The sequence below is a fragment of the Pseudomonas sp. PME37.24/006 genome, assembly GCF_055556635.1.
This window is the reverse complement of record NZ_JBVHNL010000008.1, coordinates 1-15,510: the sequence shown is the minus strand read 5'-3', so window position 1 is coordinate 15,510 and position 15,510 is coordinate 1. Positions and strand designations below refer to the sequence as shown.

Genomic DNA, 15,510 nt, shown 5'->3' with positions numbered 1-15,510 from the left:
GGTTTTACCATGGTCAACGTGACCGATAGTGCCAACGTTGACGTGAGGTTTGCTACGTTCAAATTTTTCTTTAGCCACGACAATTAACTCCTTGCCTAAAGGGCTGAATCAGCCTTGTTTTTTGGTTACAGACTCGACGATGTGCGACGGAGCTGTATTGTATTTTTTGAATTCCATAGAGTAGCTTGCGCGACCCTGAGACATGGAACGGACGTCGGTCGCATAACCGAACATCTCGCCCAGCGGAACTTCAGCACGAATAACCTTACCGGAGATCGTGTCTTCCATACCGAGGATCATGCCGCGACGGCGGTTAAGGTCGCCCATCACGTCACCCATGTAGTCTTCAGGGGTAACAACCTCTACCGCCATGATCGGCTCGAGCAACTCACCACCACCCTTCTGGGCCAGTTGCTTGGTCGCCATGGAAGCAGCCACCTTGAACGCCATCTCGTTGGAGTCGACGTCGTGGTAAGAGCCATCGTACACGGTAGCCTTCAGGCCGATCAGCGGATAGCCGGCAACGACGCCGTTCTTCATCTGCTCTTCGATACCCTTCTGGATAGCCGGAATGTATTCCTTCGGAATCACACCGCCCACTACTTCGTTCACGAACTGCAGACCTTCCTGACCTTCATCAGCAGGCGCAAAACGGATCCAGCAGTGACCGAACTGACCACGACCACCGGACTGACGCACGAACTTGCCTTCGATTTCACAGTTCTTCGTGATGCGCTCACGATAGGAAACCTGAGGCTTACCGATGTTGGCTTCGACGTTGAACTCACGGCGCATCCGGTCAACCAGGATGTCCAAGTGCAGCTCGCCCATGCCAGAGATGATCGTTTGACCAGTCTCTTCGTCGGTCTTGACGCGGAAAGACGGGTCTTCCTGAGCAAGTTTGCCCAGAGCGATACCCATTTTTTCCTGGTCATCCTTGGTCTTGGGCTCTACGGCAACCGAAATAACCGGCTCCGGGAAGTCCATGCGAACCAGGATGATTGGTTTGTCAGCGTTGCACAGAGTCTCACCAGTAGTGACGTCCTTCATGCCGATCAGAGCAGCGATGTCGCCAGCGCGTACTTCTTTGATCTCTTCGCGGGCGTTTGCGTGCATCTGCACCATACGACCCACACGCTCTTTCTTGCCTTTGACCGAGTTGATCACGCCGTCGCCGGATGCCAACACGCCCGAGTAAACGCGGACGAAGGTCAGGGTACCCACGAATGGGTCGGTAGCGATCTTGAACGCCAGAGCCGAGAACGGCTCGCTGTCGTCCGCATGACGCTCCATCTCTTCTTCCTCGTTATCAGGGTTGGAACCCTTGATAGCAGGAATGTCGGTAGGCGCAGGCAGGAAGTCGATAACGGCGTCGAGAACCAGGGGAACACCCTTGTTCTTGAACGAAGAACCGCAAACAGCCAGAACGATCTCACCAGCAATAGTACGCTGACGCAGAGCGGCCTTGATTTCCTCGTTGGTGAGTTCCTCACCTTCGAGGTACTTGTTCATCAGCTCTTCGTTGGCTTCAGCCGCAGCTTCTACCATGTTGCCGCGCCATTTCTCGGCCTCTTCCAGCAACTCGGCAGGGATGTCCTTGCGAACAGGAACCATGCCCTTGTCGGAATCGTTCCAGTACACAGCCTGCATGTTGATCAGATCGATCTGACCCTGGAAGTTATCTTCCGAGCCGATAGCCAACTGAATCGGCACCGGAGTGTGACCCAGACGCTGTTTGATCTGACCGATAACGCGCAGGAAGTCTGCACCGGCACGGTCCATCTTGTTCACGTAAACAAGACGCGGAACGCCGTACTTGTTGGCTTGACGCCATACGGTTTCCGACTGAGGCTCAACGCCCGAGGTACCGCAGAACACAACGACCGCGCCGTCGAGTACGCGCAGAGAACGCTCAACTTCAATGGTGAAGTCTACGTGCCCGGGGGTATCGATGACGTTGAAGCGGTGCTCGTCCTTGTACTGCTTCTCGGAGCCTTTCCAGAAGGCGGTGATAGCAGCGGAAGTGATAGTAATACCACGCTCCTGCTCCTGCACCATCCAGTCTGTGGTCGCGGCGCCATCATGCACCTCGCCCATTTTGTGGCTTTTGCCGGTGTAAAAAAGGACGCGCTCGGTGGTAGTGGTTTTACCAGCATCCACGTGAGCCACGATACCGATGTTACGGTAGCGATTAATCGGTGTAGTACGAGCCATAAAGCCCTCGCAAATTGAGTGACGCTAAAATTAGAAGCGGTAGTGCGAGAAAGCCTTGTTGGCTTCAGCCATACGGTGCACGTCTTCACGCTTCTTAACTGCAGCACCTTTGCCTTCTGCAGCATCCAACAGTTCACCAGCCAAACGCAGGGCCATGGATTTCTCGCCACGCTTACGGGCGAAATCCACCAACCAGCGCATGGCCAGGGCGTTACGACGGGACGGACGAACTTCGACCGGAACCTGGTAAGTAGCACCGCCTACACGGCGCGACTTCACTTCGACCAGCGGAGCGATGGCGTCGAGAGCTTTCTCGAAGATTTCCAGGGGATCGCTGTTCTTACGCTCTTTAACCTTCTCCAGGGCGCCATAAACGATACGCTCGGCAACGGCTTTCTTGCCGCTTTCCATCACGTGGTTCATGAACTTGGCCAGGATTTGGCTTCCGTATTTTGGATCGTCAAGCACTTCGCGCTTGGCTGCTACACGACGTCTTGGCATTTGATAAGCCCTCAAACGGTCTTCAGGTTAGCCCGGAACTGTAACCATCAGGTTACGCCCGACCTTACTCTTATCGACTCAATAAAATTAGAAACTGCATTCAGTACCGACGGCCGATTACTTCGGACGCTTGGTACCGTACTTCGAACGACCCTGGTTACGGCCTTTGACACCCGAGGTGTCCAGCGAGCCGCGAACGGTGTGATAACGCACACCTGGCAAGTCTTTTACACGACCGCCACGGATCAGCACGACGCTGTGCTCTTGCAGGTTGTGGCCTTCACCGCCGATGTACGAGGAAACCTCGAAACCGTTGGTCAGGCGAACACGGCAAACTTTACGCAGTGCCGAGTTAGGTTTTTTCGGCGTGGTGGTATACACACGAGTGCATACGCCACGACGCTGGGGGCAGTTCTGCAGCGCAGGTACGTCGGATTTCTCGACGATACGCTTGCGCGGCTGACGCACCAGCTGGTTGATAGTTGCCATCTACTAGCTCCACTGTCCGTCTTTCGACGCTATTTATTTACACCATAAATAAATGGCAGGGCTTATGCCCTGCCATATTTAGGGGTGCATGAGTCTAAAGAGACTCGCCCCCCTAGTCAAGACACGGGCCCCGACTGCCAAGCAGTCAGGGCTCGCTCTCAATTTTCGCTGGAGTTCAACGCTTCGGTCAGCGCCGCTTCCACTTCGCTCGCGCTCACACGCACAGGCTTGTCAGCCTCGCGACGACGTTTGCGCTCACTGTGGTAAGCAAGGCCGGTACCTGCCGGGATCAGACGACCCACGACCACGTTCTCCTTCAGGCCACGCAGGAAGTCGCGCTTGCCAGTAACCGCGGCCTCGGTGAGGACGCGAGTGGTTTCCTGGAAGGATGCCGCCGAGATGAACGACTCGGTGGACAGCGACGCCTTGGTGATACCCAGCAGTACGCGGGAATACTTGGCGATGAACTTGTCCTGTTCGGACAGACGCTCGTTCTCGCCCAGTACGTGGGTCAGCTCCATCTGGTCGCCCTTGATGAAGGTGGAATCCCCCGACTCGGCGATCTCGACCTTGCGCAGCATCTGGCGCAGGATGGTCTCGATGTGCTTGTCGTTGATCTTCACGCCTTGCAGGCGATAAACGTCCTGGATCTCGTTGACGATGTACTTGGCCAAGGCGCTGACACCCAGCAGACGCAGGATGTCATGCGGATCGCTCGGACCGTCGGAGATAACTTCACCCTTGTTGACCTGCTCACCTTCGAACACGTTCAGGTGACGCCATTTCGGGATCAGCTCTTCGTACGGATCACTGCCATCGGTCGGCGTAATGACCAAGCGGCGCTTGCCTTTGGTCTCTTTACCGAACGCGATGGTGCCGCTGATCTCCGCCAGAATCGACGCTTCTTTCGGACGACGCGCTTCGAACAAGTCAGCAACGCGCGGCAGACCACCGGTGATGTCACGGGTCTTCGAAGTTTCTTGCGGGATACGGGCGATAACGTCACCGACCGCAACCTGAGCACCGTCTGCCACACCAACAAGGGCGTTAGCAGGCAGGAAGTACTGTGCTGGTACGTCAGTACCTGGCAGCAGCAGATCCTTGCCGTTGGCATCAACCAGCTTCACGGCCGGACGGATGTCCTTGCCAGCAACCGGACGATCCTTGGCATCGAGAACTTCGATGTTGGTCAAACCGGTCAACTCGTCGGTCTGACGCTTGATGGTGATGCCGTCCTCCATACCTACGAAGGTGACGGTACCTTTCATCTCGGTAACGATCGGGTGGGTGTGCGGATCCCACTTGGCGACGATGGCGCCAGCGTCGACCTTGTCGCCTTCCTTGACGGAAATGACCGCACCGTACGGCAGCTTGTAGCGCTCGCGCTCGCGACCGAACTCGTCAGCGATGGCCAACTCACCGGAACGCGATACCGCGATCAGGTTACCGTCCAGACGCTCAACGTGCTTCAGGTTGTGCAGACGAACCGCACCGCCGTTCTTCACCTGTACGCTGTCGGCAGCCGAAGTCCGGCTTGCCGCACCACCGATGTGGAACGTACGCATGGTCAGCTGGGTACCCGGCTCACCGATCGACTGTGCAGCGATGACGCCGACTGCTTCACCGATGTTGATCTGATGACCACGAGCCAGGTCGCGACCGTAGCACTTGGCGCAGATGCCATAGCGGGTTTCACAGCTGATCGGCGAACGCACGACCACTTCGTCGATGCTGTTCAGTTCGATGAACTCGACCCACTGCTCGTCGACCAAGGTGCCGGCCGGGACGATGACTTCTTCGGTGCCAGGCTTGAACACGTCTCGGGCAATGACACGGCCCAGTACGCGCTCACCGAGCGGCTCGACGACGTCGCCGCCTTCAATGTGCGGAGTCATGTAAAGACCCTGCTCAGTGCCGCAATCGACCTCGGTCACTACCAGATCCTGGGCCACGTCGACGAGACGACGAGTCAGGTAACCGGAGTTCGCGGTTTTCAGTGCGGTATCCGCCAAACCTTTACGCGCACCGTGAGTGGAGATGAAGTACTGAAGTACCGACAGACCTTCACGGAAGTTCGCAGTAATCGGCGTTTCGATGATCGAGCCGTCCGGCTTGGCCATCAGACCACGCATACCGGCCAACTGACGGATCTGCGCAGCAGAACCCCGCGCACCAGAGTCGGCCATCATGTACATCGAGTTGAAGGATTCTTGCTCGACTTCTTTGCCATCGCGGTCGATAACCTTCTCTTTCGAGAGGTTCGACATCATCGCTTTGGACACTTCGTCGTTAGCCTTGGACCAGAGGTCGATCACTTTGTTGTACTTCTCGCCCTGAGTTACCAGGCCGGAGGCGTACTGCGATTCGATCTCTTTAACTTCCTCGGTGGCGGCGTCAATGATGTGCGCCTTCTCATCCGGGATAACGAAGTCGTTGACACCAATCGACACACCCGAGATGGTCGAGTAGGCGAAACCGGTGTACATCAACTGGTCAGCGAAGATCACCGTGTCTTTCAAGCCAACGGTGCGGTAGCACTGGTTGATGAGCTTGGAGATGGCCTTCTTCTTCATCGAGTGGTTGACCACGTCATAAGACAGGCCAGCCGGCACGATTTGGAACAACAGCGCACGGCCGACAGTGGTGTCGACAATACGGGTGTTCTTGGTGATGCTGCCGTCGCGGTCTTTGATCACTTCGTTGATGCGAACTTTTACGCGAGCATGCAGCGACGCCTGACCACCACGGAAAACCCGGTCAACTTCCTGCAGATCTGCGAATACACGGCCTTCGCCTTTGGCGTTGATCGCCTCACGGGTCATGTAGTACAGACCCAATACAACGTCCTGCGACGGAACGATGATTGGCTCACCGTTGGCTGGCGACAGAATGTTGTTGGTCGACATCATCAACGCGCGCGCTTCCAACTGGGCTTCCAGTGTCAGCGGTACGTGCACGGCCATTTGGTCGCCGTCGAAGTCGGCGTTGTACGCAGCACAGACCAGCGGGTGCAGCTGGATAGCCTTACCTTCGATCAGTACTGGTTCAAACGCCTGGATGCCCAGACGGTGAAGGGTCGGTGCACGGTTGAGGAGAACCGGGTGCTCACGGATCACTTCAGCGAGAACGTCCCAAACCTCTGGCAGTTCGCGCTCGACCATTTTCTTGGCCGCTTTGATGGTGGTCGCGAGACCGCGCATTTCCAGCTTGCCGAAGATGAATGGCTTGAACAGCTCGAGTGCCATCTTCTTCGGCAGACCGCACTGGTGCAGACGCAGAGTCGGGCCTACGGTAATTACCGAACGACCGGAGTAGTCAACACGCTTACCGAGCAAGTTCTGACGGAAACGACCCTGCTTACCCTTGATCATGTCAGCCAGGGATTTCAGAGGACGCTTGTTCGAACCGGTGATAGCGCGACCACGACGACCGTTGTCGAGCAGTGCATCGACAGCTTCCTGCAACATACGCTTTTCGTTGCGCACGATGATGTCCGGAGCGGACAGATCGAGCAGGCGCTTCAAGCGGTTGTTACGGTTGATAACGCGGCGATACAGATCGTTGAGGTCAGAGGTCGCAAAACGACCACCGTCCAACGGTACCAGCGGACGCAGGTCTGGCGGCAGAACCGGCAGAACGGTCAGCACCATCCACTCAGGCAGGTTGCCCGAGCCGAGGAACGCTTCCATCAGTTTCAGACGCTTGGACAGCTTCTTGATCTTGGTTTCCGAGTTGGTTTGCGGAATCTCTTCGCGCAGACGACCAATCTCGTGCTCCAGATCAATAGCGTGAAGCAGCTCGCGAACAGCCTCAGCACCCATACGGGCGTCGAAGTCATCACCGAACTCCTCCAGCGCTTCGAAATACTGCTCGTCGTTCAGCAGCTGACCTTTTTCGAGGGTGGTCATGCCTGGATCGATAACGACATAGCTCTCGAAGTAGAGAACGCGTTCGATATCACGCAGGGTCATGTCCATCAGCAAACCAATACGGCTCGGCAGGGACTTCAGGAACCAGATGTGAGCAACCGGCGAAGCCAGTTCGATGTGCGCCATGCGCTCACGACGAACCTTGGCCAGCGCGACTTCAACACCGCACTTCTCGCAAATCACACCACGGTGCTTCAGGCGCTTGTACTTACCGCACAGGCACTCGTAGTCCTTTACCGGGCCAAAGATCTTGGCGCAGAACAGGCCGTCACGCTCGGGCTTGAACGTACGGTAGTTGATGGTTTCCGGCTTTTTAACTTCACCGAACGACCACGAACGGATCATCTCCGGCGAAGCCAATGCAATGCGGATGGCGTCGAATTCTTCGACTTGACCCTGGTTTTTCAGCAAATTCAGTAGGTCTTTCAAGGCCTTTCCTCCTGGCGGAGCAGGCAGCGGGCATAAAGCCCCGCTGCCGATTCACGTCGTGTTATTCGGTTTCCAGATCGATATCGATACCGAGCGAACGGATCTCTTTGATCAACACGTTGAAGGACTCGGGCATGCCCGGCTCCATGCGGTGATCGCCATCCACGATGTTCTTGTACATCTTGGTACGGCCGTTCACGTCGTCCGACTTGACGGTCAACATTTCCTGCAGGGTGTAGGCGGCGCCGTAAGCTTCCAAAGCCCAGACCTCCATCTCCCCGAAGCGCTGACCACCGAACTGCGCCTTACCACCCAGCGGCTGCTGAGTAACCAGGCTGTAGGAACCCGTGGAACGCGCGTGCATCTTGTCGTCCACCAGGTGGTTCAGTTTCAGCATGTACATGTAACCAACAGTGGTCGTACGTTCGAACTGGTTGCCGGTACGCCCGTCGATAAGCTGCATCTGACCGCTTTCTGGCAGATCTGCCAGTTTCAGCATGGCCTTGATTTCGCTTTCCTTGGCGCCGTCGAATACCGGCGTCGCCATTGGCACGCCACCACGCAGGTTCTTCGCCAGATCCAGAATTTCCTGATCCGAGAAAGTGTCCAGCTGTTCGTTGCGACCGCCGATCTCGTTGTAGATCTCGTGCAGGAACTTACGCAGCTCAGCGACCTTGCGTTGCTCTTCGAGCATACGGTTGATCTTCTCGCCCAACCCTTTGGCCGCGAGGCCCAGGTGGGTTTCGAGGATCTGACCGACGTTCATACGCGACGGTACGCCCAACGGGTTGAGGACGATGTCGACCGGCGTGCCATGCACGTCATGCGGCATGTCTTCGACCGGCATGATCACCGAGACCACACCCTTGTTACCGTGACGACCGGCCATCTTGTCACCCGGCTGGATGCGACGACGGATTGCCAGGTAGACCTTGACGATCTTCAGTACGCCTGGAGCCAGGTCATCGCCCTGCTGCAGCTTGCGCTTCTTGTCTTCGAACTTGTCGTCGAGCAGCTGACGGCGGTCGGAGATGTAGGCCTGAGCCTTTTCCAACTGCTCGTTCAGTGCATCTTCAGCCATGCGCAGCTTGAACCACTGGCCACGCTCCAGACCGTCGAGCACTTCGTCAGTGATCGCAGCACCTTTCTTCAGGCCAGCGCCGCCTTCGGCGACCTTGCCAACCAGAGCGGCACGCAGACGCTCGAAGGTCGCGCCTTCGACGATGCGGAACTCTTCGTTCAGATCCTTGCGGATCTCGTCCAGCTGGCTCTTCTCGATCGACAGAGCACGAGCATCACGCTCGACGCCGTCACGGGTGAAGACCTGTACGTCGATGACAGTACCTTTGGTGCCGGTCGGCACGCGCAGGGAGGTGTCCTTAACGTCGCTGGCCTTCTCACCGAAGATCGCACGCAGCAGCTTCTCTTCTGGCGTCAGCTGGGTTTCGCCCTTCGGCGTTACCTTGCCAACCAGAATGTCGCCAGGGCCAACTTCAGCACCAACGTAGACGATACCGGCTTCGTCGAGCTTGTTCAGTGCAGCTTCACCGACGTTCGGGATGTCCGCAGAGATTTCCTCTGGGCCGAGCTTGGTGTCACGCGCCACACAGGTCAGTTCCTGGATGTGGATCGTGGTGAAGCGGTCTTCCTGAACCACGCGCTCGGAGAGCAGGATGGAGTCTTCGAAGTTGTAACCGTTCCACGGCATGAACGCGACGCGCATGTTCTGACCCAGCGCCAGTTCACCCATGTCGGTGGACGGGCCGTCAGCCATGATGTCGCTACGCACCACCACATCACCCTTCTTCACCAGCGGACGCTGGTTGATGCAGGTGTTCTGGTTGGAGCGGGTGTATTTGGTCAGGTTGTAGATGTCGACACCAGCTTCACCAGTTTCGACTTCATCGTTGGCAACGCGAACCACGATACGGCTGGCATCGACGGAGTCGATCACGCCACCGCGGCGAGCCACGACGCAAACGCCCGAGTCGCGCGCTACGTTGCGCTCCATGCCGGTACCAACCAGCGGCTTGTCAGCACGCAGGGTGGGTACAGCCTGACGCTGCATGTTGGAACCCATCAACGCACGGTTGGCGTCATCGTGTTCCAGGAACGGGATCAGCGACGCTGCAACCGAAACAACCTGCTTCGGCGAAACGTCCATCAAGGTGACGTCTTCCGGCGCCTTGACGGTGAACTCGTTGAGGTGACGAACAGCTACCAGTTCGTCGATCAGCTGACCTTTGTCATTCAGGGTCGCCGATGCCTGGGCGATAACGTGGTCAGCCTCTTCGATAGCGGACAGGAACACGATCTCGTCGGTAACCTTGCCTTCCTGAACAACGCGGTATGGGCTTTCCAGGAAGCCATACTGGTTGGTGCGGGCATAGGCTGCCAGGGAGTTGATCAGACCGATGTTCGGGCCTTCCGGCGTTTCGATCGGGCACACACGGCCGTAGTGGGTCGGGTGTACGTCGCGGACTTCGAAGCCTGCGCGCTCACGGGTCAGACCGCCTGGGCCAAGAGCCGAAACACGGCGCTTGTGGGTGATCTCGGAGAGCGGGTTGTTCTGGTCCATGAACTGGGAAAGCTGGCTGGAACCGAAGAACTCTTTCACCGCCGCCGCAACCGGCTTGGCGTTGATCAGATCCTGCGGCATCAGGCCTTCGCTTTCGGCCATCGACAGACGCTCTTTGACCGCACGCTCAACGCGTACCAGACCAACGCGGAACTGATTCTCGGCCATCTCACCGACGCAGCGTACACGGCGGTTACCCAGGTGGTCGATGTCATCGACGATGCCCTTGCCGTTACGGATATCGACCAGCGTCTTCAGAACGGCAACGATGTCTTCTTTGCACAACACGCCCGAACCTTCGATCTCGGTACGACCGATACGACGGTTGAACTTCATCCGGCCGACCGCAGACAGGTCATAGCGCTCAGGGCTGAAGAACAGGTTGTTGAACAGCGTTTCAGCGGCATCCTTGGTAGGTGGCTCGCCTGGACGCATCATGCGGTAGATCTCGACCAGCGCTTCCAGCTGATTGGTGGTGCTGTCGATCTTCAGCGTGTCACTGATGAACGGGCCACAGTCGATGTCGTTGGTGTACAGGGTCTCGATACGGACGACCTGAGCCTTGGCGATCTTGGCCAGCAGCTCGACCGACAGCTCGGTATTGCACTCGCAGAGGATCTCACCGGTAGCCGGGTGCACGATCGCCTTGGCGCTGGTGCGGCCGATCAGGTAGTCGAACGGCACGTCCAGCTCTTTGATACCGGCCTTGTCCAACTGGTTGATGTGGCGAGCGGTGATACGACGACCCTGCTCGACAATCACCTTGCCAGCGCCATCCAGGATGTCCTGGCTGGCGATTTCACCGCGCAGGCGATGCGGAACGAGTTCCAGGCTCAGGCCTTCGCCTTTTACATGGAAAACGTTGGTGGTATAGAAAGCATCCAGCACTTCTTCAGTGCTATAGCCCAGCGCACGCAGCAGAACCGAAGCCGGCAGTTTGCGGCGGCGGTCGATACGCACGAATACCGCATCCTTAGGATCGAACTCGAAGTCCAACCAGGAGCCGCGGTAAGGAATGATGCGAGCGGAATACAGCAGCTTGCCCGAACTGTGAGTCTTGCCACGGTCGTGGTCGAAGAACACACCTGGGGAACGGTGCAGCTGGGAAACGATCACCCGCTCGGTACCGTTGATGACGAAGGTACCGTTCTCAGTCATGAGCGGAATTTCGCCCATGTACACTTCCTGCTCTTTAATGTCCTTGATCGCTTTGTTCGACGACTCTTTGTCGAAAATGATCAGGCGCACTTTTACACGCAGCGGGACGGCATAGGTCACGCCACGCAGCGTGCACTCTTTGACATCAAAGGCTGGATCGCCGAGACGATAGCCGACGTATTCCAGGGCAGCGTTGCCGGAGTAGCTGATGATCGGAAATACAGATTTGAAGGCCGCATGCAGGCCGATGTCGCGGAACTGTTCCTTGCTCGCGCCTTGCTGCAGGAATTCGCGGTACGAATCCAGCTGAATGGCCAGGAGGTAAGGCACATCCATGACATCCGGCAACTTGCTAAAGTCCTTGCGGATACGTTTTTTCTCAGTATATGAGTAAGCCATCAGCGTTCCCCAGCTTGGTCACCTGCTTATTTGGCTTCTCCGACGGGAGCAGCCAGAAACTCGTGCAAACCCTAGGTTTGCTCCACCTCGTTGGTGGGTTTTTCACGTTCCAAGCCTGGGCTACCGAAGAGCCGAGTTAGAACGGAAAAAGGCCGGTGGCAAGAGCCACCAGCCGTCAGCCTTATGCGATTCGCGCGGGCTGTAGACGCAATGTCGTCGCTTACTTGAGCTCGACTTTGGCGCCTGCTTCTTCCAGAACCTTTTTGGCAGCTTCGGCTTCGTCTTTCGACACGCCTTCTTTGACCACGCCAGGAGCGCCGTCAACAACTGCTTTAGCTTCTTTCAGACCCAGACCGGTCAGTTCGCGAACAGCCTTGATGACGTTCACTTTCTTCTCGCCAGCTTCGGTCAGGATGACGTTGAACTCGGTTTGCTCTTCGGCAACAGCAGCAACAGCAGCTGGACCAGCGGAAGCAGCAGCGGCAGTAACGCCAAACTTCTCTTCCATTGCTTTGATCAGTTCAACAACTTCCAGAACGGTTTTCTGGCCGATTGCTTCGATGATGTCTTCGTTAGACAGAGCCATGACTCTAATTCCTGTATTGGGGGACAGCCTTCGCGACCGTCAAATTAAACAAATAGCGTGAGAAAGAATGGCGTGCCTTAAGCGGCGGCGGCTTCTTTCTGATCGCGAACGGCCGCCAAAGTACGAGCCAGTTTGCTGGTAGCGCCTTGAATCACGCTCATCAGCTGGGAAATGGCTTCGTCATAAGTCGGCAGAGTTGCCAGTACGTCGATCTGATTGGCTGCGAGGAACTGACCCTCGAACGCAGCTGCCTTGATCTCGAACTTGTCCTGACCCTTGGCGAACTCTTTGAAGATACGGGCAGCAGCGCCCGGATGTTCGTTGGAGAAAGCAATCAGGGTCGGGCCTTTGAACACGTCGTTGAGCACATCATACTGAGTGCCTTCAACAGCGCGGCGCAGCAGGGTATTACGTACAACACGTACGTACACACCAGATGCGCGGGCCTCTTTACGGAGTCCGGTCATAGCGCTTACGGTCACGCCGCGGGCATCAGCCACAACAGCAGACAGGGCAGCTTTGGCAGCCTCGTTGACTTCAGCGACGATGGCCTTCTTGTCTTCGAGTTTAATTGCCACGGGTTTACTCCTGGATGTTACCGTTTCGCCCGACCAAGGCCGGACGGCGTTTTGGTGTCTGATTCGGTAAGAATCGGGAGCACCATCTGCGTAGGGTTGAAGATTGCTCTTCGGGTTTGAGGCTTGCGCCCCCTACGGTCTTGGATAGCCCCCGCCAGGCAGGGACCCCAATTTTTTCGCTGCAGGCGCACTACATGCGCCTGCAGTCATTCATTAAGCGTCCAGCGAACCTTGGTCAATCACCAGACCCGGGCCCATAGTGGTGCTCAGGGTCACGCGCTTGACGTAGATGCCTTTCGAGGTCGAAGGCTTCAGGCGCTTCAGATCGGCCAGCAGTGCTTCCACGTTCTGCTTCAGCTTGTCGGCTTCAAAGCCAACCTTACCAACGGAGCTATGGATGATGCCGTTCTTGTCAGTACGGAAACGCACCTGACCAGCCTTGGCATTCTTGACTGCAGTAGCAACGTCCGGAGTCACAGTGCCGACTTTCGGGTTAGGCATCAGGCCGCGCGGGCCGAGAACCTGACCCAACTGGCCAACAACACGCATGGCATCCGGAGAGGCGATGACCACGTCATAGTTCAGGTCGCCGGCTTTCATTTCAGCAGCCAGATCGTCCATGCCTACACGGTCAGCGCCGGCAGCCAGAGCAGCTTCAGCGCCCGGGCCCTGGGTGAACACGGCAACGCGAACGCTTTTGCCAGTGCCGTTCGGCAGCACGGTAGCGCCACGAACAACCTGATCTGATTTACGCGGGTCAACACCGAGATTGATAGCGATATCAACGGACTCGGAGAACTTGACAGCGGAGATTTCAGCCAGCAGAGCAGCAGCTTCGACGAAGCTGTAAGCCTTGCCCGGCTCTACTTTGGCCGCGATAGCCTTTTGGCGCTTAGTCAGCTTAGCCATTACACACCCTCCACGTTGAGGCCCATGCTACGAGCAGAACCGGCGATAGTACGCACGGCTGCATCCATATCAGCTGCAGTCAGATCAGCCTGCTTGGTCTTGGCGATCTCTTCGAGCTGGGCACGAGTAACGGTACCGACCTTGACGGTATTCGGACGAGCCGAACCGCTGGTCAGACCGGCTGCTTTTTTCAGCAGCACGGAAGCTGGGGTGCTCTTAGTTTCAAAGGTGAAGCTACGGTCGCTGTAAACAGTGATGATCACTGGAGTCGGCAGACCAGGTTCCATGCCCTGAGTCTTGGCGTTGAACGCCTTGCAGAATTCCATGATATTCACGCCGTGCTGACCCAGAGCCGGGCCGACGGGTGGCGACGGGTTGGCCTGAGCGGCCTTTACTTGCAGCTTGATATAAGCCGTGATTTTCTTAGCCATTAGCTACTCCAGTTACGGGTTCTAGCGCCTCGCGGCTCCCCGGTTATTGCCTGTTTATCCCAGTGACAACAAAACCCCGCAGTCTATGACTGCGGGGTATGGGATGTGGTTGTCAGTTACGACTTCTCGACCTGACTAAACTCCAGCTCGACCGGTGTTGAACGACCAAAAATGGTCACTGCCACCTGGATACGGCTTTTCTCGTAATTCACTTCTTCGACGACGCCACTGAAATCAGCAAACGGGCCATCGACCACACGAACCATCTCGCCCGGCTCGAACAAGGTTTTTGGCTTCGGCTTGTCACCATTATCGGCAACACGACGCAGAATAGCGTCAGCTTCTTTTTCAGTGATAGGCGCAGGCTTATCGGCAGTACCGCCAATGAACCCCATGACGCGCGGGGTATCTTTGATCAAGTGCCAGGTAGCCTCGTTCATTTCCATCTGCACTAACACATAACCTGGAAAGAACTTTCGCTCGCTCTTGCGCTTCTGGCCATTACGCATTTCCACCACTTCTTCAGTGGGAACCAGAATCTCGCCGAAATCATCTTCCATTCCGGCGAACTTTACGCGCTCGATCAGCGAACGCATTACATGCTTCTCGTAGCCCGAGTAAGCATGCACAACGTACCAACGCTTAGCCACGGGAAATCCTATTTCAACTTACGATAAACGACACAAGCCAACCGAGGAGCGAATCGAGCCCCCACAACATCAAAGCCATGACCAGCACGACTAGGACGACGATCAGCGTGGTTTGCGTGGTTTCCTGACGACTTGGCCAGACAACCTTGCGAATCTCGACGCGGGCTTCTTTGACCAGTGCGAAAAACGCCTGACCTTTTGCCGTCTGCAGGGCAACAGCAGCAGCAGCTACCGCCAGAACCAGCAATGCAACGACACGGTACAGAATCGGCTCACCAGAGAAGTACTGATTACCGACCACCCCTACAACCACAAGCAGGGCCGCCACAATCCACTTAAGCAGATCGAAGCGAGAGTCTTTGGCTTCAGACTTAACATTCATGAACAAGGATCCTGTGAGAAGACACGCCAAATTCACTAGAAAATGGCAGGTCAGGAGGGAATCGAACCCCCAACCTACGGTTTTGGAGACCGTCGCTCTGCCAATTGAGCTACTGACCTAATACAAAATCAGGCCGACCATTATGCCGGCCTGACGGGGACAGATCAAACGATTATTCGATGATCTTTGCTACGACGCCGGCGCCGACGGTACGACCGCCTTCACGAATGGCGAAACGCAGACCTTCTTCCATTGCGATGGTTTTGATCAGAGTGAC

12 protein-coding genes, 1 tRNA gene and 1 pseudogene are annotated in these 15,510 nt (G+C 56.6%); all 14 read right to left on the bottom strand.

Going from position 1 to position 15,510, the window contains the following annotated elements:
* Positions 1-78: pseudogene (locus ACZ3GY_RS23570) on the bottom strand (GTP-binding protein); the annotation flags it as partial.
* A gap of 30 nt (positions 79-108) precedes the next feature.
* Complete coding sequence (gene fusA / locus ACZ3GY_RS23565; protein WP_465912162.1) at positions 109-2,214, bottom strand: elongation factor G; 2,106 nt, start codon at positions 2,212-2,214, stop codon at positions 109-111.
* Between the two features lie 30 nt (positions 2,215-2,244).
* Positions 2,245-2,715: a 30S ribosomal protein S7 gene (rpsG, locus tag ACZ3GY_RS23560; protein ID WP_002555493.1), complete on the bottom strand. Its 471-nt coding sequence runs from the start codon at positions 2,713-2,715 to the stop codon at positions 2,245-2,247.
* A 117-nt stretch (positions 2,716-2,832) separates the two neighbouring features.
* Positions 2,833-3,204, bottom strand: a complete 372-nt coding sequence (gene rpsL / locus ACZ3GY_RS23555; protein WP_003186084.1) for a 30S ribosomal protein S12 — start codon at positions 3,202-3,204, stop codon at positions 2,833-2,835.
* Between the two features lie 158 nt (positions 3,205-3,362).
* The gene (gene rpoC / locus ACZ3GY_RS23550) at positions 3,363-7,562 is read right to left on the bottom strand and encodes a DNA-directed RNA polymerase subunit beta' (protein ID WP_463562379.1); all 4,200 of its coding nucleotides are present in this window, start codon (positions 7,560-7,562) and stop codon (positions 3,363-3,365) included.
* Between the two features lie 61 nt (positions 7,563-7,623).
* Positions 7,624-11,697 carry a DNA-directed RNA polymerase subunit beta gene (gene rpoB / locus ACZ3GY_RS23545; protein WP_463562380.1) on the bottom strand — a complete coding sequence of 1,358 codons (4,074 nt, stop codon included), beginning with the start codon at positions 11,695-11,697 and terminating at the stop codon, positions 7,624-7,626.
* A gap of 220 nt (positions 11,698-11,917) precedes the next feature.
* Positions 11,918-12,283, bottom strand: coding sequence for a 50S ribosomal protein L7/L12 (gene rplL, locus ACZ3GY_RS23540; protein WP_463572469.1), 366 nt, complete (start codon positions 12,281-12,283; stop codon positions 11,918-11,920).
* 77 nt (positions 12,284-12,360) lie between these two features.
* A complete protein-coding gene (rplJ, locus tag ACZ3GY_RS23535) occupies positions 12,361-12,861 on the bottom strand; it encodes a 50S ribosomal protein L10 (RefSeq protein WP_225838159.1) in 501 nt (166 codons plus the stop codon).
* Positions 12,862-13,074: 213 nt separating this feature from the next.
* Positions 13,075-13,770: a 50S ribosomal protein L1 gene (gene rplA / locus ACZ3GY_RS23530; protein ID WP_225838157.1), complete on the bottom strand. Its 696-nt coding sequence runs from the start codon at positions 13,768-13,770 to the stop codon at positions 13,075-13,077.
* A complete protein-coding gene (rplK, locus tag ACZ3GY_RS23525; protein WP_025167734.1) occupies positions 13,770-14,201 on the bottom strand; it encodes a 50S ribosomal protein L11 in 432 nt (143 codons plus the stop codon). Before rplK ends, rplA begins: the two co-directional genes overlap by 1 nt.
* 116 nt (positions 14,202-14,317) lie before the next feature.
* Positions 14,318-14,851 (bottom strand): transcription termination/antitermination protein NusG, encoded by a 534-nt coding sequence (gene nusG, locus ACZ3GY_RS23520; RefSeq protein WP_225838154.1) that lies wholly within the window; start codon positions 14,849-14,851, stop codon positions 14,318-14,320.
* Between the two features lie 13 nt (positions 14,852-14,864).
* Complete coding sequence (gene secE / locus ACZ3GY_RS23515; RefSeq protein WP_225838153.1) at positions 14,865-15,233, bottom strand: preprotein translocase subunit SecE; 369 nt, start codon at positions 15,231-15,233, stop codon at positions 14,865-14,867.
* Between the two features lie 43 nt (positions 15,234-15,276).
* Positions 15,277-15,352: transfer RNA gene (locus ACZ3GY_RS23510), tRNA-Trp, on the bottom strand.
* Positions 15,353-15,405: 53 nt separating this feature from the next.
* The coding region (locus ACZ3GY_RS23505) for an EF-Tu C-terminal domain-related protein (RefSeq protein WP_465912163.1) at positions 15,406-15,510 on the bottom strand (105 nt) is incomplete at its 5' end.

Coding starts and splice junctions, on each gene's coding strand:
- secE (WP_225838153.1), bottom strand. CDS start 15,233: ATGAATGTTAAGTCTGAAGCCAAAGACTCTCGCTTCGATCTGCTTAAG.
- rpsL (WP_003186084.1), bottom strand. CDS start 3,204: ATGGCAACTATCAACCAGCTGGTGCGTCAGCCGCGCAAGCGTATCGTC.
- rpsG (WP_002555493.1), bottom strand. CDS start 2,715: ATGCCAAGACGTCGTGTAGCAGCCAAGCGCGAAGTGCTTGACGATCCA.
- rplL (WP_463572469.1), bottom strand. CDS start 12,283: ATGGCTCTGTCTAACGAAGACATCATCGAAGCAATCGGCCAGAAAACC.
- fusA (WP_465912162.1), bottom strand. CDS start 2,214: ATGGCTCGTACTACACCGATTAATCGCTACCGTAACATCGGTATCGTG.
- rplA (WP_225838157.1), bottom strand. CDS start 13,770: ATGGCTAAGCTGACTAAGCGCCAAAAGGCTATCGCGGCCAAAGTAGAG.
- rpoB (WP_463562380.1), bottom strand. CDS start 11,697: ATGGCTTACTCATATACTGAGAAAAAACGTATCCGCAAGGACTTTAGC.
- rplK (WP_025167734.1), bottom strand. CDS start 14,201: ATGGCTAAGAAAATCACGGCTTATATCAAGCTGCAAGTAAAGGCCGCT.